At 70.3% G+C, this 16396-nt stretch carries 16 protein-coding genes; 8 read left to right on the top strand and 8 right to left on the bottom strand.

Going from position 1 to position 16396, the window contains the following annotated elements; translation table 11 throughout:
* Window positions 1–18 precede the first annotated feature (18 nt).
* Window positions 19–1041 carry a HoxN/HupN/NixA family nickel/cobalt transporter gene (locus WJ16_RS13005; RefSeq protein WP_069257398.1) on the top strand — a complete coding sequence of 341 codons (1023 nt, stop codon included), beginning with the start codon at window positions 19–21 and terminating at the stop codon, window positions 1039–1041.
* A gap of 44 nt (window positions 1042–1085) precedes the next feature.
* On the opposite strand, the gene WJ16_RS13010 is transcribed toward WJ16_RS13005, so the two are convergent.
* Window positions 1086–1931: an aldo/keto reductase gene (locus tag WJ16_RS13010; protein WP_069257399.1), complete on the bottom strand. Its 846-nt coding sequence runs from the start codon at window positions 1929–1931 to the stop codon at window positions 1086–1088.
* 166 nt (window positions 1932–2097) lie between these two features.
* On the opposite strand from WJ16_RS13010, the gene WJ16_RS13015 reads away from it, so the two are divergent.
* On the top strand, window positions 2098–2844 hold the full coding sequence (locus WJ16_RS13015; RefSeq protein ID WP_069257400.1) for a GntR family transcriptional regulator: 747 nt from the start codon (window positions 2098–2100) through the stop codon (window positions 2842–2844).
* 20 nt (window positions 2845–2864) lie between these two features.
* Here the strand turns inward: WJ16_RS13015 and WJ16_RS13020 are convergent, their stop codons facing one another.
* Both WJ16_RS13020 and WJ16_RS13025 read right to left on the bottom strand, forming a co-directional pair.
* A complete protein-coding gene (locus WJ16_RS13020; RefSeq protein ID WP_069257401.1) occupies window positions 2865–4256 on the bottom strand; it encodes a CoA transferase in 1392 nt (463 codons plus the stop codon).
* Between the two features lie 218 nt (window positions 4257–4474).
* Window positions 4475–4798 (bottom strand): DUF2917 domain-containing protein, encoded by a 324-nt coding sequence (locus tag WJ16_RS13025; protein ID WP_069257402.1) that lies wholly within the window; start codon window positions 4796–4798, stop codon window positions 4475–4477.
* Between the two features lie 207 nt (window positions 4799–5005).
* Here WJ16_RS13025 and mdtD point away from each other — a divergent pair, with 207 nt between their 5' ends.
* Both mdtD and WJ16_RS13035 read left to right on the top strand, forming a co-directional pair.
* Entirely contained in the window at window positions 5006–6442 is a 1437-nt protein-coding gene (mdtD, locus tag WJ16_RS13030) for a multidrug transporter subunit MdtD (protein ID WP_069257403.1), read from the top strand.
* Window positions 6443–6643: 201 nt separating this feature from the next.
* On the top strand, window positions 6644–7918 hold the full coding sequence (locus WJ16_RS13035) for an EAL domain-containing protein (protein ID WP_069257404.1): 1275 nt from the start codon (window positions 6644–6646) through the stop codon (window positions 7916–7918).
* A 19-nt stretch (window positions 7919–7937) separates the two neighbouring features.
* Here WJ16_RS13035 and WJ16_RS13040 read toward each other — a convergent pair whose 3' ends face one another.
* The 3 genes from WJ16_RS13040 to WJ16_RS13050 form a co-directional block, all read right to left on the bottom strand.
* Entirely contained in the window at window positions 7938–8507 is a 570-nt protein-coding gene (locus WJ16_RS13040; RefSeq protein ID WP_069257405.1) for a class I SAM-dependent methyltransferase, read from the bottom strand.
* 103 nt (window positions 8508–8610) lie between these two features.
* Entirely contained in the window at window positions 8611–9654 is a 1044-nt protein-coding gene (locus tag WJ16_RS13045) for a 2-dehydropantoate 2-reductase (RefSeq protein WP_069257406.1), read from the bottom strand.
* Complete coding sequence (locus tag WJ16_RS13050) at window positions 9647–10171, bottom strand: Mpo1 family 2-hydroxy fatty acid dioxygenase (protein ID WP_069257407.1); 525 nt, start codon at window positions 10169–10171, stop codon at window positions 9647–9649. The genes WJ16_RS13045 and WJ16_RS13050 overlap by 8 nt, the downstream gene beginning before the upstream one ends.
* Window positions 10172–10252: 81 nt before the next feature.
* On the opposite strand from WJ16_RS13050, the gene WJ16_RS13055 reads away from it, so the two are divergent.
* Both WJ16_RS13055 and chrA read left to right on the top strand, forming a co-directional pair.
* Window positions 10253–10960: a Crp/Fnr family transcriptional regulator gene (locus tag WJ16_RS13055; RefSeq protein ID WP_069257408.1), complete on the top strand. Its 708-nt coding sequence runs from the start codon at window positions 10253–10255 to the stop codon at window positions 10958–10960.
* A 100-nt stretch (window positions 10961–11060) separates the two neighbouring features.
* A complete protein-coding gene (gene chrA, locus WJ16_RS13060; RefSeq protein ID WP_069257409.1) occupies window positions 11061–12272 on the top strand; it encodes a chromate efflux transporter in 1212 nt (403 codons plus the stop codon).
* 104 nt (window positions 12273–12376) lie between these two features.
* On the opposite strand, the gene sodB is transcribed toward chrA, so the two are convergent.
* Both sodB and xseA read right to left on the bottom strand, forming a co-directional pair.
* On the bottom strand, window positions 12377–12955 hold the full coding sequence (gene sodB / locus WJ16_RS13065) for a superoxide dismutase [Fe] (RefSeq protein ID WP_006489396.1): 579 nt from the start codon (window positions 12953–12955) through the stop codon (window positions 12377–12379).
* 310 nt (window positions 12956–13265) lie between these two features.
* The gene (gene xseA / locus WJ16_RS13070) at window positions 13266–14648 is read right to left on the bottom strand and encodes an exodeoxyribonuclease VII large subunit (RefSeq protein WP_069257410.1); all 1383 of its coding nucleotides are present in this window, start codon (window positions 14646–14648) and stop codon (window positions 13266–13268) included.
* 451 nt (window positions 14649–15099) lie between these two features.
* Here xseA and lpxK point away from each other — a divergent pair, with 451 nt between their 5' ends.
* Entirely contained in the window at window positions 15100–16128 is a 1029-nt protein-coding gene (gene lpxK, locus WJ16_RS13075) for a tetraacyldisaccharide 4'-kinase (RefSeq protein WP_069257411.1), read from the top strand.
* Window positions 16109–16303: a Trm112 family protein gene (locus tag WJ16_RS13080; RefSeq protein ID WP_010090898.1), complete on the top strand. Its 195-nt coding sequence runs from the start codon at window positions 16109–16111 to the stop codon at window positions 16301–16303. The genes lpxK and WJ16_RS13080 overlap by 20 nt, the downstream gene beginning before the upstream one ends.
* Window positions 16304–16396: the final 93 nt, after the last annotated feature.

Genomic DNA, 16396 nt, shown 5'->3' on the forward strand with positions numbered 1-16396 from the left:
CCAGATGGAACCCTCCCGATGCCGCCCACCCCTGCCCTGCGCCGCCTGCTGATCCTCTATGCCGGCCTGATTGCCGCGAACGCCGCCGTCTGGCTATGGGCGCTCGCCGTGTTGCGCGATCATCCGCTGCTGCTCGGCACCGCGGCGATCGCATACGGGCTCGGGCTGCGTCACGCGGTCGACGCCGATCACATCGCCGCGATCGACGTCGCGACGCGCAAACTGATGCAGGAAGGCCAGCGCCCGGTGAGCGTCGGGCTGTTCTTTTCGCTCGGCCATTCGACGATCGTGATCGCCGCGACGCTCGGCATCGCGCTGACCGCGTTCGCGCTGCGCGACCGGTTCGATGCCTTCCGCGAGATCGGCGGCACGATCGGCACGGCGGTGTCGGCCACCTTCCTGCTCGTGCTCGCGTGCGTGAACCTGATGATCCTGCGCGACGTGTGGCGCCGCTATCGCGGCACGCGCGGACACGGACACGGACACGGGCACGATCGCGCGCATGTGCACCGGCCTGCCGGGCTCGTCTCCCGGCTGCTGCGTCCGCTGCTCCGGTTCGTGTCGAAGAGCTGGCACATGTATCCGGTCGGCGTGCTGTTCGGGCTCGGCTTCGATACCGCGACCGAAATCGGCCTGCTCGCGATCGCCGCCGCGCAGGCGAGCCAGGGGCTGCCGGTCTATACGGTCATGCTGTTTCCCGCGCTGTTCACCGCCGGCATGACGCTGATCGACTCGACCGACAATGTGCTGATGATTCACGCGTACGGCTGGGCGATGGACGATCCGCAGCGCAAGCTGCTCTACAACGCGAGCATCACGTTCGTGTCGGCGGCCGTCGCGCTCGCGATCGGCGGCATCGAAGCCGCCGGCCTGCTGGCCGACAAGCTGTCGCTGACGGGGCCCGTGCGCGACGCGCTCGATGCGCTCGGCGAACGCTTCGGCTCGATCGGCTACGGCATCGTCGCGCTGTTCCTCGTCTGCTGGATCGCGTCGATCCTGTTCCATCGCTGGCAGCGCGCGGCCGACGCGCCCGCGCGCTGAGCACGCGCCGCGCGCTTCCCGCGGCGCGGCACCCTTCGGCGCATTCAGAGCATTTCGAGCGCGCGCTTGCTGCGCGGCGGGCGGAAATACGCGTCGAGCTGCGCGTGCTCGTCGTCGGTCAGCACCAGGTCGAGCGCCGCGCGATTGTCGCGCACGTGTTCGAGCCGCGACGCCTTCGGGATCGCGAACACCCCGGGCCGGGCCAGCACCCACGCAAGCGCGACGCGCATCACCGACACGCCGCGCTGCCGGGCGATCTCGTCGAGCGGCGAATGCTTCGGCAGCCGCCCGTGATCGACCGGGCTGTAGGCCATCGCCGGCATCCGGTGATCGGCCAGCCACGGCAGCAAGTCGAATTCCGGGCCGCGTCGCGCGATGTTGTACAGGATCTGGTTGGTCGCGCACGCGCCGCCGCCGGCTTCGTCGACGAGCTCGGCCATGTCGGCCGTATCGAAGTTGCTGACGCCCCAGTGGCGAATCTTGCCCGCGCGCTGCAACGCCTCGAAACCCTCCACCGTTTCGGCGAGCGGCACCGAGCCGCGCCAGTGCAGCAGGTACAGGTCGACGCGGTCGGTGCGCAGGCGCTTGAGGCTCGCTTCGCACGCCGCGACGACGCCGCGCCGGCTCGCATGGTGCGGATAGACCTTGCTGACGAGGAACACGTCGTCGCGCAGGCCCGCGAGCGCGTCGCCGACCAGTTCTTCTGTCGCGCCGTCGCCGTACATCTCGGCCGTATCGACGAGCGTCATCCCGAGCGAGATACCTTCGCGCAGCGCGGCGATCTCGTCCGCGCGCCGGGCCGGGCGCTCGCCCATTTCCCACGTGCCGAGCCCCAGCTTCGGAATCGTCTCGCCGTCCGGCAGGACGACCGTGGCGATCGTGTCTGTCATGCGTTCCTCGTTGCGGATTCGTGGCCGCGCACCGCGGCCCTGGCAGGGAATACGACGCATCAGTGTAGTCAATCGGCACGCGATTCACCTATTGCACGGCAAAAACCGGCTATAACGGCGCGACGCGATGACTTAGAATGGCCGCAACCTGATCGATACCCATTCCATGAAGGCATCCACGGACGACCGCTGGCAGGACCTGCGCCCCGACCCCGACAACGACACGCCGCTCTACCTGCAGCTCGCCCGCAAGCTCGGCGACGCGATCCACGACAACCGCTGGACGGCCGGCGAAGCGTTGCCGTCCGAGCGCGTGCTGTCCGACGCGCTCGGCGTATCGCGCATCACCGCGCGCAAGGCGATCGCGCTGCTCGTCGAACAGGGGCTGATTCGCCGCACGCAGGGCGCCGGCAACTTCATCCAGCCGCGCTACGAGGATCCGCTGTCGCGGCTGTCGAGCTTCAGCGAAATGCTCGAGCGGCGCGGCTTCAAGCCGAGCTCGCAATGGCTCGCGCGCGAGATCCAGCCGGCGAACCGAGACGAAGTGATCCAGCTCGGGCTGTCGCCGGCCGCGTCGGTCACTCGCCTGAAACGCCTGCGCCTCGCCGACGGCATCGTGATGGCCGTCGAGAACTCGACGTTCCCCGCGACGCTGATTCCCGATCCGCAGGCGATCGCCGGCTCGCTGTACAGCTATCTCGAAGCGCGCGGCACGCCGATCGTGCGCGCGCTGCAGCATTTCCGCGCGGTCAACGCGACCGACGAGATCGCCGAACAGATGGGCATCGCCCCGCACGACGCGCTGCTGCTGATCACGCGGATCGGCTATACGTCGGACCAGCGGGCCATCGAACTGACCGATACCTACTGCCGCAACGACTACTACGACTTCGTCGTCGAACTGCGCAAGTAACTGTGCCGCACCGGCGGCGCTCACAGCCAGCGCGCGTCGTCGGTGCCGGGCGGCACGGGCGCTCGCGCAAGCGACGGCGGAGTCGCCGACAGCCGCTCGGCCGGCAGCACCGCGTCGAGTGTGCCGAACGGCGACGCGATGCGCTCCATGCGGTCGCGCACGTCCGCGAGCGCGAAATCGGGCGCCCGCAGGCCGTCCGGCAGGATGCCGAACGACTGCAGCCAGCGCCCCGTCTGCGCGAGCGACACGCGCACGTGCCAGCTTCCCCCTTCGCGCGAGCGCCGCGCGAGTGCGATCATCGCGCCGAACGCCGCCAGATAACCCGTTGCATGATCGAGCGCCTGGCACGGCAGGTGGCCCGGCGCATGCGCATGCGCGGCCTGCTGTTCCTGCCACGCGATCCCGCTCGCCGACTGCACGAGGCTGTCGAAGCCGCGCCGCTGCGCCCACGGCCCCGCATGCCCGTAGGCCGAGATCGACACGTACACGATGCCTGGCCTGAGCGCCGCCAGGTCTTGCGGCCCGAAGCCGCGCGCCGCGAGCGCGCCGGGGCGATACGACTGCACGAACACGTCCGCATCGCGTACGAGTGCGTGCAGCGTATCGACGCCGGCCGCATCGCGCAGGTCGATCCAGGTCGAACGCTTGCCGCGCCCGTTGTCGATCACGAGCGGCGCGATGTTCGGCAGGTGCGGGGCATTGACGAGCAGCGTATGCGCGCCGTACGACGCCAGCGTGCGGCCCGCGACCGGCCCCGCGATGATGCGCGTGAGATCGAGCACGCGCACACCGGCGAGCGCGTGGCCGGCTTCGCCGCGGCCGATCGGCTCGCGCGGCGCAGCGCCGATCCGCTCGACCTCGAACAGCGGCAGCGCCGCGATCGCGCGCGCCTGCTCGTGCGCCGCCCACTCGTCAGGTGTTCTGATCAATGCGGCGCACAGCCCGGCGTCGGCCAGCGCGGTCTCGAGCGCCGCGCCGTCCCGCGTACGGATCGCCGAGGCGACGTCGTCGCGCTGCGCATCGCAGCCGAGTACGTCGAGGATCCCGTGCAGGTGATGCGGGAAGTTCGCGTGCAACTGGATCCAACGGCCGTCGCGCGTGTCGTAGAAGCCCGTCACCGGATGACGCAGCGCCGGCGGCGGGCCGTCGTTCACACGCAGGTAGCGTTCGCTGCGGAACGCGACGAGCGCGTCGCGCACCGAGACGTCGACCGATTGCGCGACACCCGTGCGAAGCCGGTGGCATTCGGCCGCCGCGAGCCCGGCCGCCGCGATCGTCGCCGCGGCGAGCGTGCCGACCCGGAAGGTCGACGGCAGCGTCGGGTCGTGCCCCGTCACGGTCGCGCGGGCCAGCGCGCCGGGGTCGCCGCGTGCGAGCTTCCACAGATGCGTCAACGCGAGTTCGGGTGTCATGGCGAAACGGGCGGTGGGGAGACTAGATCGAGTCTAGGAGTCGCGACCGTCGCGAGCAATCGTGAATGTGCGGGTCGACCGGGCGTTCGCTCGACCCGCACGCGACGAAGCCGCGCGCGAATCATGTCGATCGCGCGAATCGCCGAAAGCCGCATGCCGGATCGCACCTGCGTTCGAACGATCCGCGAACGAACGGAAAGCCGATCCGGCCCCGATCACTACGTCGGCAGCGATGCGGGCGCGTGACGCCGGCCGTCGCGCCACGCGACGAGCGGCCGCCACCATGCGTGCGCGGCACGCGTGGCCGGCACCTCGAGCGGACCGAACGTGAACGTCGCGCCCTGCGCCCCGGCGCTGACCCAGACGCGCATGCCAGGCGCAAGCGTCAGCGAATCCCCGGCGCCGAGCCAGTGATCGTCGGGCCGGCCCTCGATCGTCACCCACACCTCGCCGTCGGCCACCTCCAGCGCGGTGCGATCGACGATCCGCCACCGACCGGCCGGCTCGTCGCCGTCGATCACGTAAATTCGCAGTTCGCGCATCGCAGCCTCCTGTCGCACGGGTCCGATGGCACCAGTATTCCGGACAGCGGCAGCACACGGACAGATACGGTTGCAGACACTTTCGACCGAACTGTACTGGTCACTCGACGAGGACGGGCGCCGGCCTGCCGGGCTTCGCGCCGAACCGGCACGATGCGATGGCTTTCCCTACAATGTCGGCTGTCCCGCGCCACCGCCCCCGCCCTCATGTTCCAGCGCCCGCCTGCCGCCGCCCCCGGCGAAAAAAACCTCACCGTGATGCTCTGGCTCGTCGCAACGGGCTTCTTCATGCAGACGCTCGACTCGACGATCGTCAACACCGCGCTGCCGTCGATGGCCGCGAGCCTCGGCGAATCGCCGCTGCGGATGCAGTCGGTCGTGATCGCGTACTCGCTGACGATGGCGGTAATGATCCCCGTATCGGGCTGGCTCGCCGATACGTTCGGCACGCGGCGCGTGTTCTTCAGCGCGATCCTGGTGTTCTCGCTCGGCTCGCTGCTGTGCGCGAACGCGCATACGCTGACGCAGCTCGTCGCGTTCCGCGTCGTGCAGGGCGTCGGCGGCGCGATGCTGCTGCCGGTCGGACGGCTCGCGGTGTTGCGCACGTTCCCGGCCGAACGCTACCTGCCCGCGCTGTCGTTCGTCGCGATCCCCGGCCTGATCGGCCCGCTGATCGGGCCGACGCTCGGCGGCTGGCTCGTGAAGATCGCGTCGTGGCACTGGATTTTCCTGATCAACGTGCCGGTCGGCGTCGCCGGTTGCATCGCGACCTTCTATTCGATGCCCGATGCGCGCAACCCGGCCGTCGGCCGCTTCGACCTGAAGGGCTATCTGCTGCTGACGATCGGCATGGTCGCGATCTCGCTGTCGCTCGACGGGCTCGCCGATCTCGGCATGCAGCACGCGGCCGTGCTCGTGCTGCTGATCCTGAGCCTCGCGTGCTTCGTCGCGTACGGGCTGTACGCGGTGCGCGCGCCGCAGCCGATCTTCTCGCTCGAACTGTTCAGGATCCACACGTTCAGCGTCGGGCTGCTCGGCAACCTGTTCGCGCGGATCGGCAGCGGCGCGATGCCGTACCTGATCCCGCTGCTGCTGCAGGTGAGCCTCGGCTACTCGGCGTTCGAGGCCGGGCTGATGATGCTGCCGGTGGCGGCGGCCGGGATGTTCTCGAAGCGGATTATCACGCGCCTGATCACGCGGCACGGCTATCGCAAGGTGCTGCTCGCGAACACGATCATGGTCGGCGTGATGATGGCGAGCTTCGCGCTGATGCGCGACACGGTGCCCGTCTGGGTGAAGGTCGTGCATCTCGCGCTGTTCGGCGGCTTCAACTCGATGCAGTTCACCGCGATGAACACGCTGACGCTGAAGGATCTCGGCACGGGCGGCGCGAGCAGCGGCAACAGCCTGTTCTCGCTCGTGCAGATGCTGTCGATGAGCCTCGGCGTCACGGTCGCGGGCGCGCTGCTCGCGACGTTCACGGGCATGCTGCGCACCGTGACGCCGAGCAACACGCTGCCGGCGTTCCATGCAACGTTCCTCTGCGTCGGGATCATCACGGCGGCTTCCGCGTGGATCTTCGCGCAGCTCGCGCCCGAGATCCGCAGCACCGCGCGCAAGACCGACCCGTCCGAGCGTACGTGATGCGGCACGCGCGCCGAACCGGGTCGGCGCGCACCATTGCGGTGCAGTGCGCCCCGCGATGCGGCCGCGGTATCGGCTGCCGCACCGGTCGCGGCGCCGGCGGCCCGAGCGCGACGCGCCGCCGCACGGCGTACGATGCCGTGCACGCTTCTTGCTGGCCTATTCTCTAGGTAAACTGGCAGTCTTCCTTCGGCCGACATCATGAGCATGATCGACATCGATCCCCCCGGCTTTCAGCCGCCCCGCCCCGTCGCCGGCGACGACGGGAACCGGCGCACCGTGCTGTACGGCGGCTACACCGTCTTCAGCGTGTTCCAGCCCGTTTTCTCGGTGTCGCACCGCCGGGCGATCGGCTATCACGCGTCGCTGCGTGCGCACGACGAGGAAAGCCGCCAGGTGGCGTCGCACGAGGTGTTCACGCAGGCGGCGCGGCGCGGCGACCTGCTCGAGCTCGGCCGGCTCGCCGAATCGCTGCATCTCGGCAACTTCCATGCGTTCGACAGCCATGACGAATGGCTCTTCCTGAGCCTGCATCCGGCCGCGCTGATGGACACCGTCTACAGCGACGCGCTGCTCGCGAACCTGAAGGCGCTCGGGCTGCCGCCGCACCGCGTGGTGCTCGAAGTGCCCGAGCAGGCGGGCGGCGAGACGCCACGCTACGCGGCGATCGTCGACGGGCTGCGCAAGGCCGGCTTCCTGATCGCGCTGGTCGGGTTCGGTGCGAAGCATTCGAACATCGACCGCGTGTGGCACCTGCATCCCGACATCGTCACGCTCGACCGCGGCATTCTCGCGCAGGCGAGCGAGCACTCGCATCTCGAACGCGTGCTGCCGGGGCTCGTGTCGCTGCTGCACGAATCCGGCCAGCTCGTCCTGATGGGCGGGCTCGCGACCGAGCGCGACGCGCTGATCGCGCTGGAATGCGACGTCGATTTCGTGCAGGGCCAGTATTTCGCGGGGCCGAGCGTCGACCCGGTGCAGCCGCAGGCTGCCGCGGGCTGCATGGATACGCTGTCGGCCGCGTTGCGGCTGCGCGTCGCGAAGCGCGAGCGCACGCAGGCGCAGCGGCTGGCGCCGTACGTCGCGGCGCTCGAGGAAGCGAGCCGGAAACTCGGTGCGGGCGAACCGCTCACCGATGCAGCGGCCGTCGTACTCGGGCTGCCCGAGACCGCGCGCTGCTTCCTGCTCGACGCGTCGGGGCGCCAGATCGGCGACAACGTGCTCGCGCGCGGCAGCGTCTCGCAGCGCGCCAAGCGCTTCCGGCCGCTGCTGCACTCCGAAGGCGCGAGCTGGGAACGGCGCCCGTACTTCATCGACGCGATGCGCGCGCCGGGCCGCGTGCACCTGACGCCGCCCTACCTGTCGATCAACGAGGCGCACCTGTGCGTGACCGCGTCGATCGCCGCGCCGGTCGCCACCGGCATGCAGGTGCTCTGCGTCGACATCAACTGGGAAGCGGCGCTCAACCGCGAGTGAGCGCGCCGCCGCGCCGCCGTCATGCGGCGGCGGCCTTGCGTACGATCAGCCGGTGGACGTGCTTGCCGGACGACGCGCTGACGACCTCGTGCTCGTCGATCACCTGCACGCCGGCGCCGAGCGCCGCGCGCATCCGTGCCGCATCCAGCGGCGTGTAAAGGCGGCCGCGCTCGTCGCGCAACGCGCCGTTTCCGGCTACTCGCCAGCTCAGGTACAACGTGCCGCCCGGCATCAGCAGTTCGACCAGCCGCGCGGCGGCCGCCGCCGCGTCGGCCTGTTCGAGATGCATGACCACCGTTTCGCACAGCACGTTGCGAAACGCGCCGGACGGCACGCCGGCCAGCGCGGGCAGCACGGCCAGCTCGAAAGTGAGGTCGGGATGGCAGCGCCGCGCCTCGTCGAGCAGCGTGGCGCTCGCGTCGTAGCCGCGCACGTCGAAGCCGCGCGACGCGAGCCAGGCCGTATCGCGCCCGGCTCCGCAGCCGATATCCGCGGTCGGCCCCGGCGAGAAGTGCTGCTCCAGCAGCGCGTACATGCCGTCGGGCGCGGCCTGCGCGTCGTAGGCATCGAAAGTCGGGCGATCCACCATGATGACGGCTCCGCATAGGCGTCGTATGACGCACTCCGCATCTTAGCCGCTGCTCGCCCCGTGCGGGTTCGCGCACGCTCCGCGCGACGGGCTGCGCCGCCCGCTATGCGGCCCGCACGTCGCCCGCGGGCGCCTGCGCGGTCAGTTCGGCCCACAGCCCATCGCCGCGCCAGGCCGGGCGCGCCGCCGCGCGTTCCGCGTCGTGCACGAGCGCGCACAGCCGCGCATTGACGGGTGCCTGCGCGCCGAAGCGCGCGGCCAGCCGCACGACCTCGCCGTTGATCCATTCGACTTCCGTCGCTCGCCGCGCCGCGAGATCGTCGGACATCGACGAACGCGCGAGCGGATCGATCGCGAGCATCCGGCCGCCGAGCACGCGAAACGCGGGATCGGGCAGATCGAGCACGGCCGGAATCCACGCGGCCGGCAACGGCGTCAGCCGCGCCGGCCGGATGGCAGCGCGCGTCAGCCAGTGCAGCGCCTCACGCTGCGCAAGCGCGACGCAGCGCCGGTACGCACGTTGCGCGAGTTCGTCGCGCAGCGGCAGGTTCGCGAGCGCGTTCACCGCATTGTTCAGGTTGAGCAGCAGCTTCGCCCACTGGACGGCCGGCATGTCGCGGTGCAACGCGAGCGGCAGCCCGGCACGCGCGAAGGCACCGGCGAACGGCTGCAGCGCCGGTGACGCGTCGGCCGCCAGCATGCCGGCCGAGCCCTGGTGAAACGCGCCGGGCGCGCGCTCGATCACGTTGAACGGCACCATGCCGGCCAGCACGGTGGCCTGCGGCAGCGCTTCACGCAGCGCGTCGGCGTTGTGCAGGCCGTTCTGGAAGCTGATCACGACCGTGCCCGGCCGCAGCACGCCGGCAAGCTGCGCGGCGGCCTCGCGCGTCGCGGCCGATTTCGCCGTCACGAGCACGAGCCGCGCGGTGGCCGCGGCCGCCGGATCGGTGGCAAACACGACGCCGGCCGGCGCGAGCGTCGCGCGATAACCGCGCTGGTCGGTCAGCGTCAACCCGTGCCGGCCGATCGCGTCGCCGATTCGCGCACGGCCGACGAGCGTCACGCCCGTGCCGGCCGCCGCGAGCCGGCCGCCGAGATAGCAGCCGACGGCGCCCGCGCCGAACACGCAGACCGGCGCATCAGACATGCGAATGCGCGCCGCCGTGCACGGGGCCGGCCCGCCGCTCGACTTCGCGGCGCACGTCGCCGCGCAGCCCCGCGAAGAACGCGACCTCGGCGACGACGAACAACGGCCCGACCATCAGGCCGATCAGATCGTCGACGAAAGCGGGCTTGCGTCCTTCGAACCAGTGGCCGACGAACTGCACGATCCAGCCGACGACGAACGCGCCGATGCCGGTCGCGAGCCATTGGGCGGTCGGCAGCAACGCGATCGTTTGCGCGGCCCACAGGCCGAGCGCGAACAGTACGGTCATCACGATCCCGAACCGCAGGTCCAGACGCAGGTAGAACACCGCGAACGCGACGGCCAGCAGCAGCGCCGGCGACAGCGCGACGCCGGCCGGCGTCCCGAGCGCCGGCCGCGACAGCAGCACCTGGACCGCAAAAACGATCATCGGAATGCCGACCAGATGCGTCGCGATGTTGCGCGCGTCGCGGTGGTAGGCCGCATACTGGGAAAGATGGTCTTCGAGCGTTTTCATCGTGTCTCCTGGCCGGTTATTGAGCGCTATGATGCGCGTCACGCCCGAGAACCTCTGTCAGCTACCCGACATCGCGTGTCCATGCCCTCTTCGCTCGCCCCGTACCTGCCGCAGATCGAAGCGAACCCGTGGTTCGCCGCGCTGCCGCCCGCGTTGCGTGCGGACCTGCTCGCCCGCGCGGCGCTGCGCCGGCTGCCGGCCGGCCATGCGCTGTTTCGGCGCGGCGACCCGCCGTGCGGGCTGTACGCGGTACTGGCCGGTTCACTCACGATAGGTGCGGTCGACCCGCAGGGCAAGGAAGCGCTGCTGACGGTGGCCGAGCCCGTAACCTGGTTCGGCGAAATCGCGCTGTTCGACGGCCAGCCGCGCACGCACGATGCGATCGCGCTCGACGACACGCTACTGCTGCACGTCCCGCAGGCCGCCCTGCTCGCGATCCTCGACGCGACACCGCAATACTGGCGGCACTTCGCGCTACTGATGGCGCAGAAGCTGCGCCTGAGCTTCCTGACCGTCGAATCGATGAGCGTGATGCCGGCCGCGCAGCGGCTCGCCGCCCGCCTGCTGATGATCGCCGACGGCTATGGCGGGATCAGCGCCGGCCGCACCCGCGTCCGGCTGTCGCAGGAAAAGCTCGCGGCGATGCTGTCGCTGACGCGGCAGACCACCAACCAGTTGCTGAAGGCGCTGCAGGCCGACGGCGTCGTGCGGCTGCACGTCGGCGAGATCGAGCTCGTCGACGTCGATGCGCTGCGGCGCGCGAGCGGGTTGCCCGACGGCATGCGCTGAACGCCGGGCCGCGAGTGCGGCGACGCCCGTCGCGCGGCCGCCCCGCCGTCGCCGCGTTGCGCTATCGTGGCGGCTCGTCCGTTCTTCCGCCTTCACCGCCTTGAGCACGTCGACCGCTTCCGCTTCCTCCCGCCATCCGTGGCCGGTATTCATCGCGTTCCTGCGGCTCGGCCTCACGTCGTTCGGCGGCCCGGTCGCGCATCTCGGCTACTTCCGCGCCGAGTTCGTCACGCGGCGCGGCTGGCTCACCGAGCGCACGTACGCGGATCTCGTCGGGTTGTGCCAGTTCCTGCCGGGGCCCGCGAGCAGCCAGGTCGGGATGGCGATCGGCCTCGCGCGCGCCGGCTACGCGGGCATGTTCGCCGCGTGGCTCGGCTTCACGCTGCCGTCGGCGTTGCTGATGATGCTGTTCGCGATCGGCGTGCATGCGAGCGGTGCGCCGATCGAAGCCGGTGCGCTGCACGGGCTGCGCATCGTGTCGGTCGCGGTGATTGCGCACGCCGTGTGGGGCATGGCGCGCACGCTGTGCCCGGATGCGCGCCGCGTCACGCTGATGGCCGCGGCCGCCTGCGTCACGCTGCTCGCACCGGCCGCGTGGACGCAGGTTGCCGTGATCGTCGCGGCCGGACTGGCGGGCCTCGTGCTGCTGCCGCAACCGGCGCGCGACGCGCACGATCCGTTGCCGCTGCACGTGTCGCCGCGCGCGGGTGTGCTGTGGCTCGCGTTGTTCGCAGCGCTCCTCGTCGTGCTGCCGTTCGCGGCCCGCGCGCTGCGCTCCGATACGCTGGCCGTCGTCGATGCGTTCTTCCGCACGGGGGCGCTCGTGTTCGGCGGCGGGCACGTGGTGCTGCCGCTGCTGCAGGCGGCCGTGGTCGCGCCCGGCTGGGTCGGCGATGCGGCGTTCCTGGCCGGATACGGCGTCGCACAGGCCGTGCCGGGGCCGCTGTTCACGTTCTCCGCGTTCCTCGGTGCGTCGCTGCGCAACCCGCCGAACGGCTGGCTCGGCGGCACGATCGCGCTGGTGTCGATCTTCGCGCCGTCGTTCCTGCTGGTGGCCGGCACCGCGCCGTTCTGGGCGCGCCTGCGCCGCAGCACGCGGATGCAGGCCGCGCTCGCGGGCGTGAATGCGGCCGTCGTCGGGCTGCTGCTCGCGGCGTTCTATCACCCGGTCTGGACCGACACGATCGCGGCGCCGCGCGATCTGGCCGCCGCGCTCGTCGCATTCGTCGCACTAGTGTTCTGGCGCGTGCCGCCGTGGGCCGTCGTGATCGCGAGCGCGGCGCTCGGCTGGGGGCTCGGCGTTGCGGCCTGATCCGGGGCTCGCAGCGCATATCCCGGTGACAAAAACAAAAAAGCCCTCGTTTCGAGGGCTTTTCTGCTAGTGCCGCGCGCCGTGGCGGCGCGCATGCGCCGGACTTACGCGAAGTTCTTCGCTGCGAAGTCCCAGTTCACGATGTTCCAGAACGCTTCGACGAACTTCGGACGTGCGTTGCGGTAGTCGATGTAGTACGCGTGTTCCCACACGTCGATCGTCAGCAGTGCCTTGTCGGCGGTCGTCAGCGGCGTCGCAGCGTTGCTCGTCGACACGATGTCGAGCGAACCATCCGCCTTCTTCACGAGCCATGCCCAGCCCGAACCGAACGTGCCGACTGCAGCCTTCGTGAACGCTTCCTTGAATGCGTCGTACGAACCCCACTTCGCGTTGATCGCGTCGCCCAGCGCGCCCGTCGGTGCGCCGCCGCCGTTCGGCGACAGGCTGTTCCAGAAGAACGTGTGGTTCCAGATTTGCGCGGCGTTGTTGAAGATGCCGCCCGACGATTTCTTCACGATCTCTTCCAGCGGCAGGTTTTCGAATTCCGTGCCCGGGATCAGATTGTTCAGGTTCGTCACATAAGCCTGATGATGCTTGCCGTAGTGGTACTCGATCGTCTCTTTCGAGATGGTCGGCGCGAGTGCGTCTTCAGCGTACGGGAGCGGCGGGAGCGTATGAGCCATGGCGATTCCTTCGTTGAGTATGTAGGGGGGCTTGTGTTGAATGCTGCCGAGCGTCCGATTGTAGGCGAGGACGAATAACCCCGCAAACTCACGGGCCATTTATCCGCGGTATGCGGAAAAGCGATGTTGGCGCAACGTCCGGCAGGACGAGCCGGACGATGCGCAGTATCCGTTCCTGTGCGCGACGGGTCCGTTGCGACAACCCGCATGTCGCGTTACACCGCTTGCACCGCTTGCACCGCTTGCACCGCTTGCACCGCTTGCACCGCTTGCACCGCTTGCACCGCTTGCACCGCTTGCACCGCTTGCATCAGATCGTATCGGACAACCGCGGCTGCACGTCGGCCAGCGACACGTCGGCCGAGCCTTCGGCGAGATGCACGGTCAGGCGGCGCTGCGGCTTCAGCGCGTTCGGCGTGCGCACCGCGCGGCCCGTCTGCGCATCGATCAGCGCCGCATAGCCGCGCTCGAGCGTGCGCTGCGGGCTCAGCACCTCGAGCCTCGCCGCACAGGCCGACACGCGGGCCGTGTCGCGTTCGTGACGGCGCTGCAAGGCCAGCGCAAGACGTTGCGACAGCCCCGCCAGCGCCTGGCGCGCCTGCGACGGATCGGGCCGCGCACGCTGCCAGCGCAGTTGCGCGAGCGCGAAACGCGCGCGCGCGTCGCGCACCGGCCGCGACGCCGCCGACGCCAGCCGCACCGCGAGCTGCTCGACGTGCGTGCGCTGCCGCTGCAGCCGCTCGGCCGGGCTCACGAGCCGGCGCGCAAGCCAGTCGAGCTGCTGCGCACGCTGCTCCAGCCGGCGCGCGATGCCGCGCGCGAGCGCACGCTGGCGCTCTTCCACCTCGCGCAGCAGCAGCGCGCGCTGCGGGCTCGCGAGCTCGGCCGCGCCGGTCGGTGTCGGCGCGCGCAGGTCGGCCGCGAAGTCGGCGATCGTGAAATCGGTTTCGTGCCCGACGCCGCTGACCACCGGCAACGCGCTCGCCGAGATCGCGCGCGCGAGCGCCTCGTCGTTGAACGACCACAGATCCTCGATCGAGCCGCCGCCGCGACAGACCAGCAGCACGTCGACCTCGCGGCGCGCATTCGCGGTCTCGACGGCCGCGACGAGCTTTTCGGCGGAACCGGCTCCCTGCACGGGCGCCGGATACACGATCACCGGAATGTGCGGCGCGCGGCGCGCGAGCGTGGTCAGCACGTCGCGCAGCGCGGCCGCCTGCAGCGACGTGACGATGCCGATCGCGCGCGGATGCGCCGGCAGCGGCCGCTTGCGCTCGGGCGCGAACAGCCCCTCGCCCTCGAGCTGCGCCTTCAGCCGCAGGAACGCTTCGTACAGGCGCCCCTGCCCGGTGCGCCGCACGGCCTCGACGTTGAGCTGCACTTCGCCGCGCGGCTCGTACATCGTGACGACCGCGCGCACCTCGATCCGGTCGCCTTCGCGCGGCGTGAATTCCGCGTATTGCGCGCGTCCGCGGAACATCACACAGCGCATCTGCGCCTGCTGGTCCTTGATCGAGAAGTACCAGTGGCCGCTCGCGGCGCGCGTGAAATTGGACACTTCGCCCGAAATCCACAGCAGCGGAAACGTACGCTCGAGCATCGTCGAAATCGAACGATTGAGCGCCGAAACGGGAATCGCTTCGTCGCCGCCGCGGGTGGCGCCCGGTGCGGCAAATGGGGAGTCGGAAGGCATGGACGGTCGGATGAATGCTGGCGGCGACACGATAGTCCGACATGCGCGCGGCGTCCAGCGCCGCACCGCGTGCGCGCCGATGCGCGAAAAGTGTCCACACTTTGGCAATCGTCGGCGTAAAACGCGGGAAAACCGCGTAAAAACCCAGACGATTTGTTGTAACGCATTGATTTTTATATATTTTTAAACCTTTCGGAATGATTCTCATCCGATTCGAGGCCCACCCGGCGGGCGTTTGACGCAATCGAACGGGGAGTTCTTCACAGAGTTATCCACAAGCCGTCATGATCCGTCCCCGCGGGCTGCGGCGGCCGGTCGCGCTTGCCGCGCCCGCCCGCGGCGCGCTAGAGTGCCGCCTTCCGCAGACCCCGCGGCATGCGCCGCCCAACGGAGAATCCGCCTTGACGAATCCGTCCCACGCCGCGGCGCACGACCTGCCGCGCCCGGCCCGATGAGCGCGCCCGACGGCCCGCTCGCGCGGCTCGAAGCGCGCCTGACGCGCGAATGGCAGCGCCGCGGCGCGCTCGCGTGGGCGCTCACGCCGTTCGCGTGCGTGTTCGGCCTGTGCGCGGCGCTGCGGCGCACCGCCTACGCGCAAGGCTGGAAGAAGCCGGTCGACGTCGGCGTGCCCGTCGTCGTGGTCGGCAACGTGACCGTCGGCGGCACCGGCAAGACGCCGACCGTGATCGCACTCGTCGACGCGTTGCGGGCGGCGGGTTTCACGCCCGGCATCGTGTCGCGCGGCTACGGCGCGAACGTGAAGGCGCCGACCGCCGTCACGCCCGCGTCGCGCGCCGCCACGGGCGGCGACGAGCCGCTGCTGATCGCCCGCCGCACCGGTGCGCCCGTCTGGGTGTGCCCCGATCGCGTGGCGGCCGCTCAGGCGCTGCGCGCCGCGCATCCGGACGTCGACGTCATCGTCAGCGACGACGGCCTGCAGCACTACCGCCTCGCGCGCACGGTCGAACTCGTCGTGTTCGACCACCGGCTCGGCGGCAACGGCTTCCTGCTGCCGGCCGGGCCGTTGCGCGAGCCGCTGTCGCGGCACCGCGACGCGACGCTCGTCAACGATCCGTACAGCGGCGCGCTGCCGCCGTGGCCCGACACCTATTCGCTCGCGCTCACGCCGGGCGCCGCATGGCACCTCGACCAGCCCGCGCTGCGCCGCCCGCTGTCGCAGTTCGCGCACGAGCGCGTGCTCGCCGCGGCCGGCATCGGCGCGCCGGAACGCTTCTTCGCGACGCTGCGCGCGGCCGGCCTCGCCCCCGCGACGCGCGCGCTGCCCGACCACTACGCGTTCGCCGACAATCCGTTCGTCGACGACGCCGTCGATGCGATCCTGATCACCGAGAAGGATGCAGTAAAATTGGGCGCTTCCTGGCGCGATGCCCGACTGTGGGTCGTCCCCGTCGAAGCCGCGCTCGACCCTCGCCTCATTGCCCTCGTTGTGGAGAAACTCCGTGGACGCTCGCCTGCTTGAAATCCTTGTGTGCCCTATCTGCAAAGGCCCGCTCCACTATGACCGTGCCGCGCAGGAGCTGATCTGCAATGCGGACAAGCTCGCGTACCCGATCCGCGACGGCATCCCCGTGATGCTGGTCGACGAAGCGCGCCAGACCGTCGAAGGCACGCCGGTCGACCCGGCCGGCCGCTAAGCCGCTCACCCCGATCCCGGCCCGAGCCGCGGCCCGTCCGCGGCCCGCGCGCCGAACCCCGCCGGGCGGCCGCACCAGACGCACCGCCCGCTT

Origin of the sequence: Burkholderia metallica (genome assembly GCF_001718555.1) — a bacterium.
GTDB lineage: Bacteria > Pseudomonadota > Gammaproteobacteria > Burkholderiales > Burkholderiaceae > Burkholderia > Burkholderia metallica.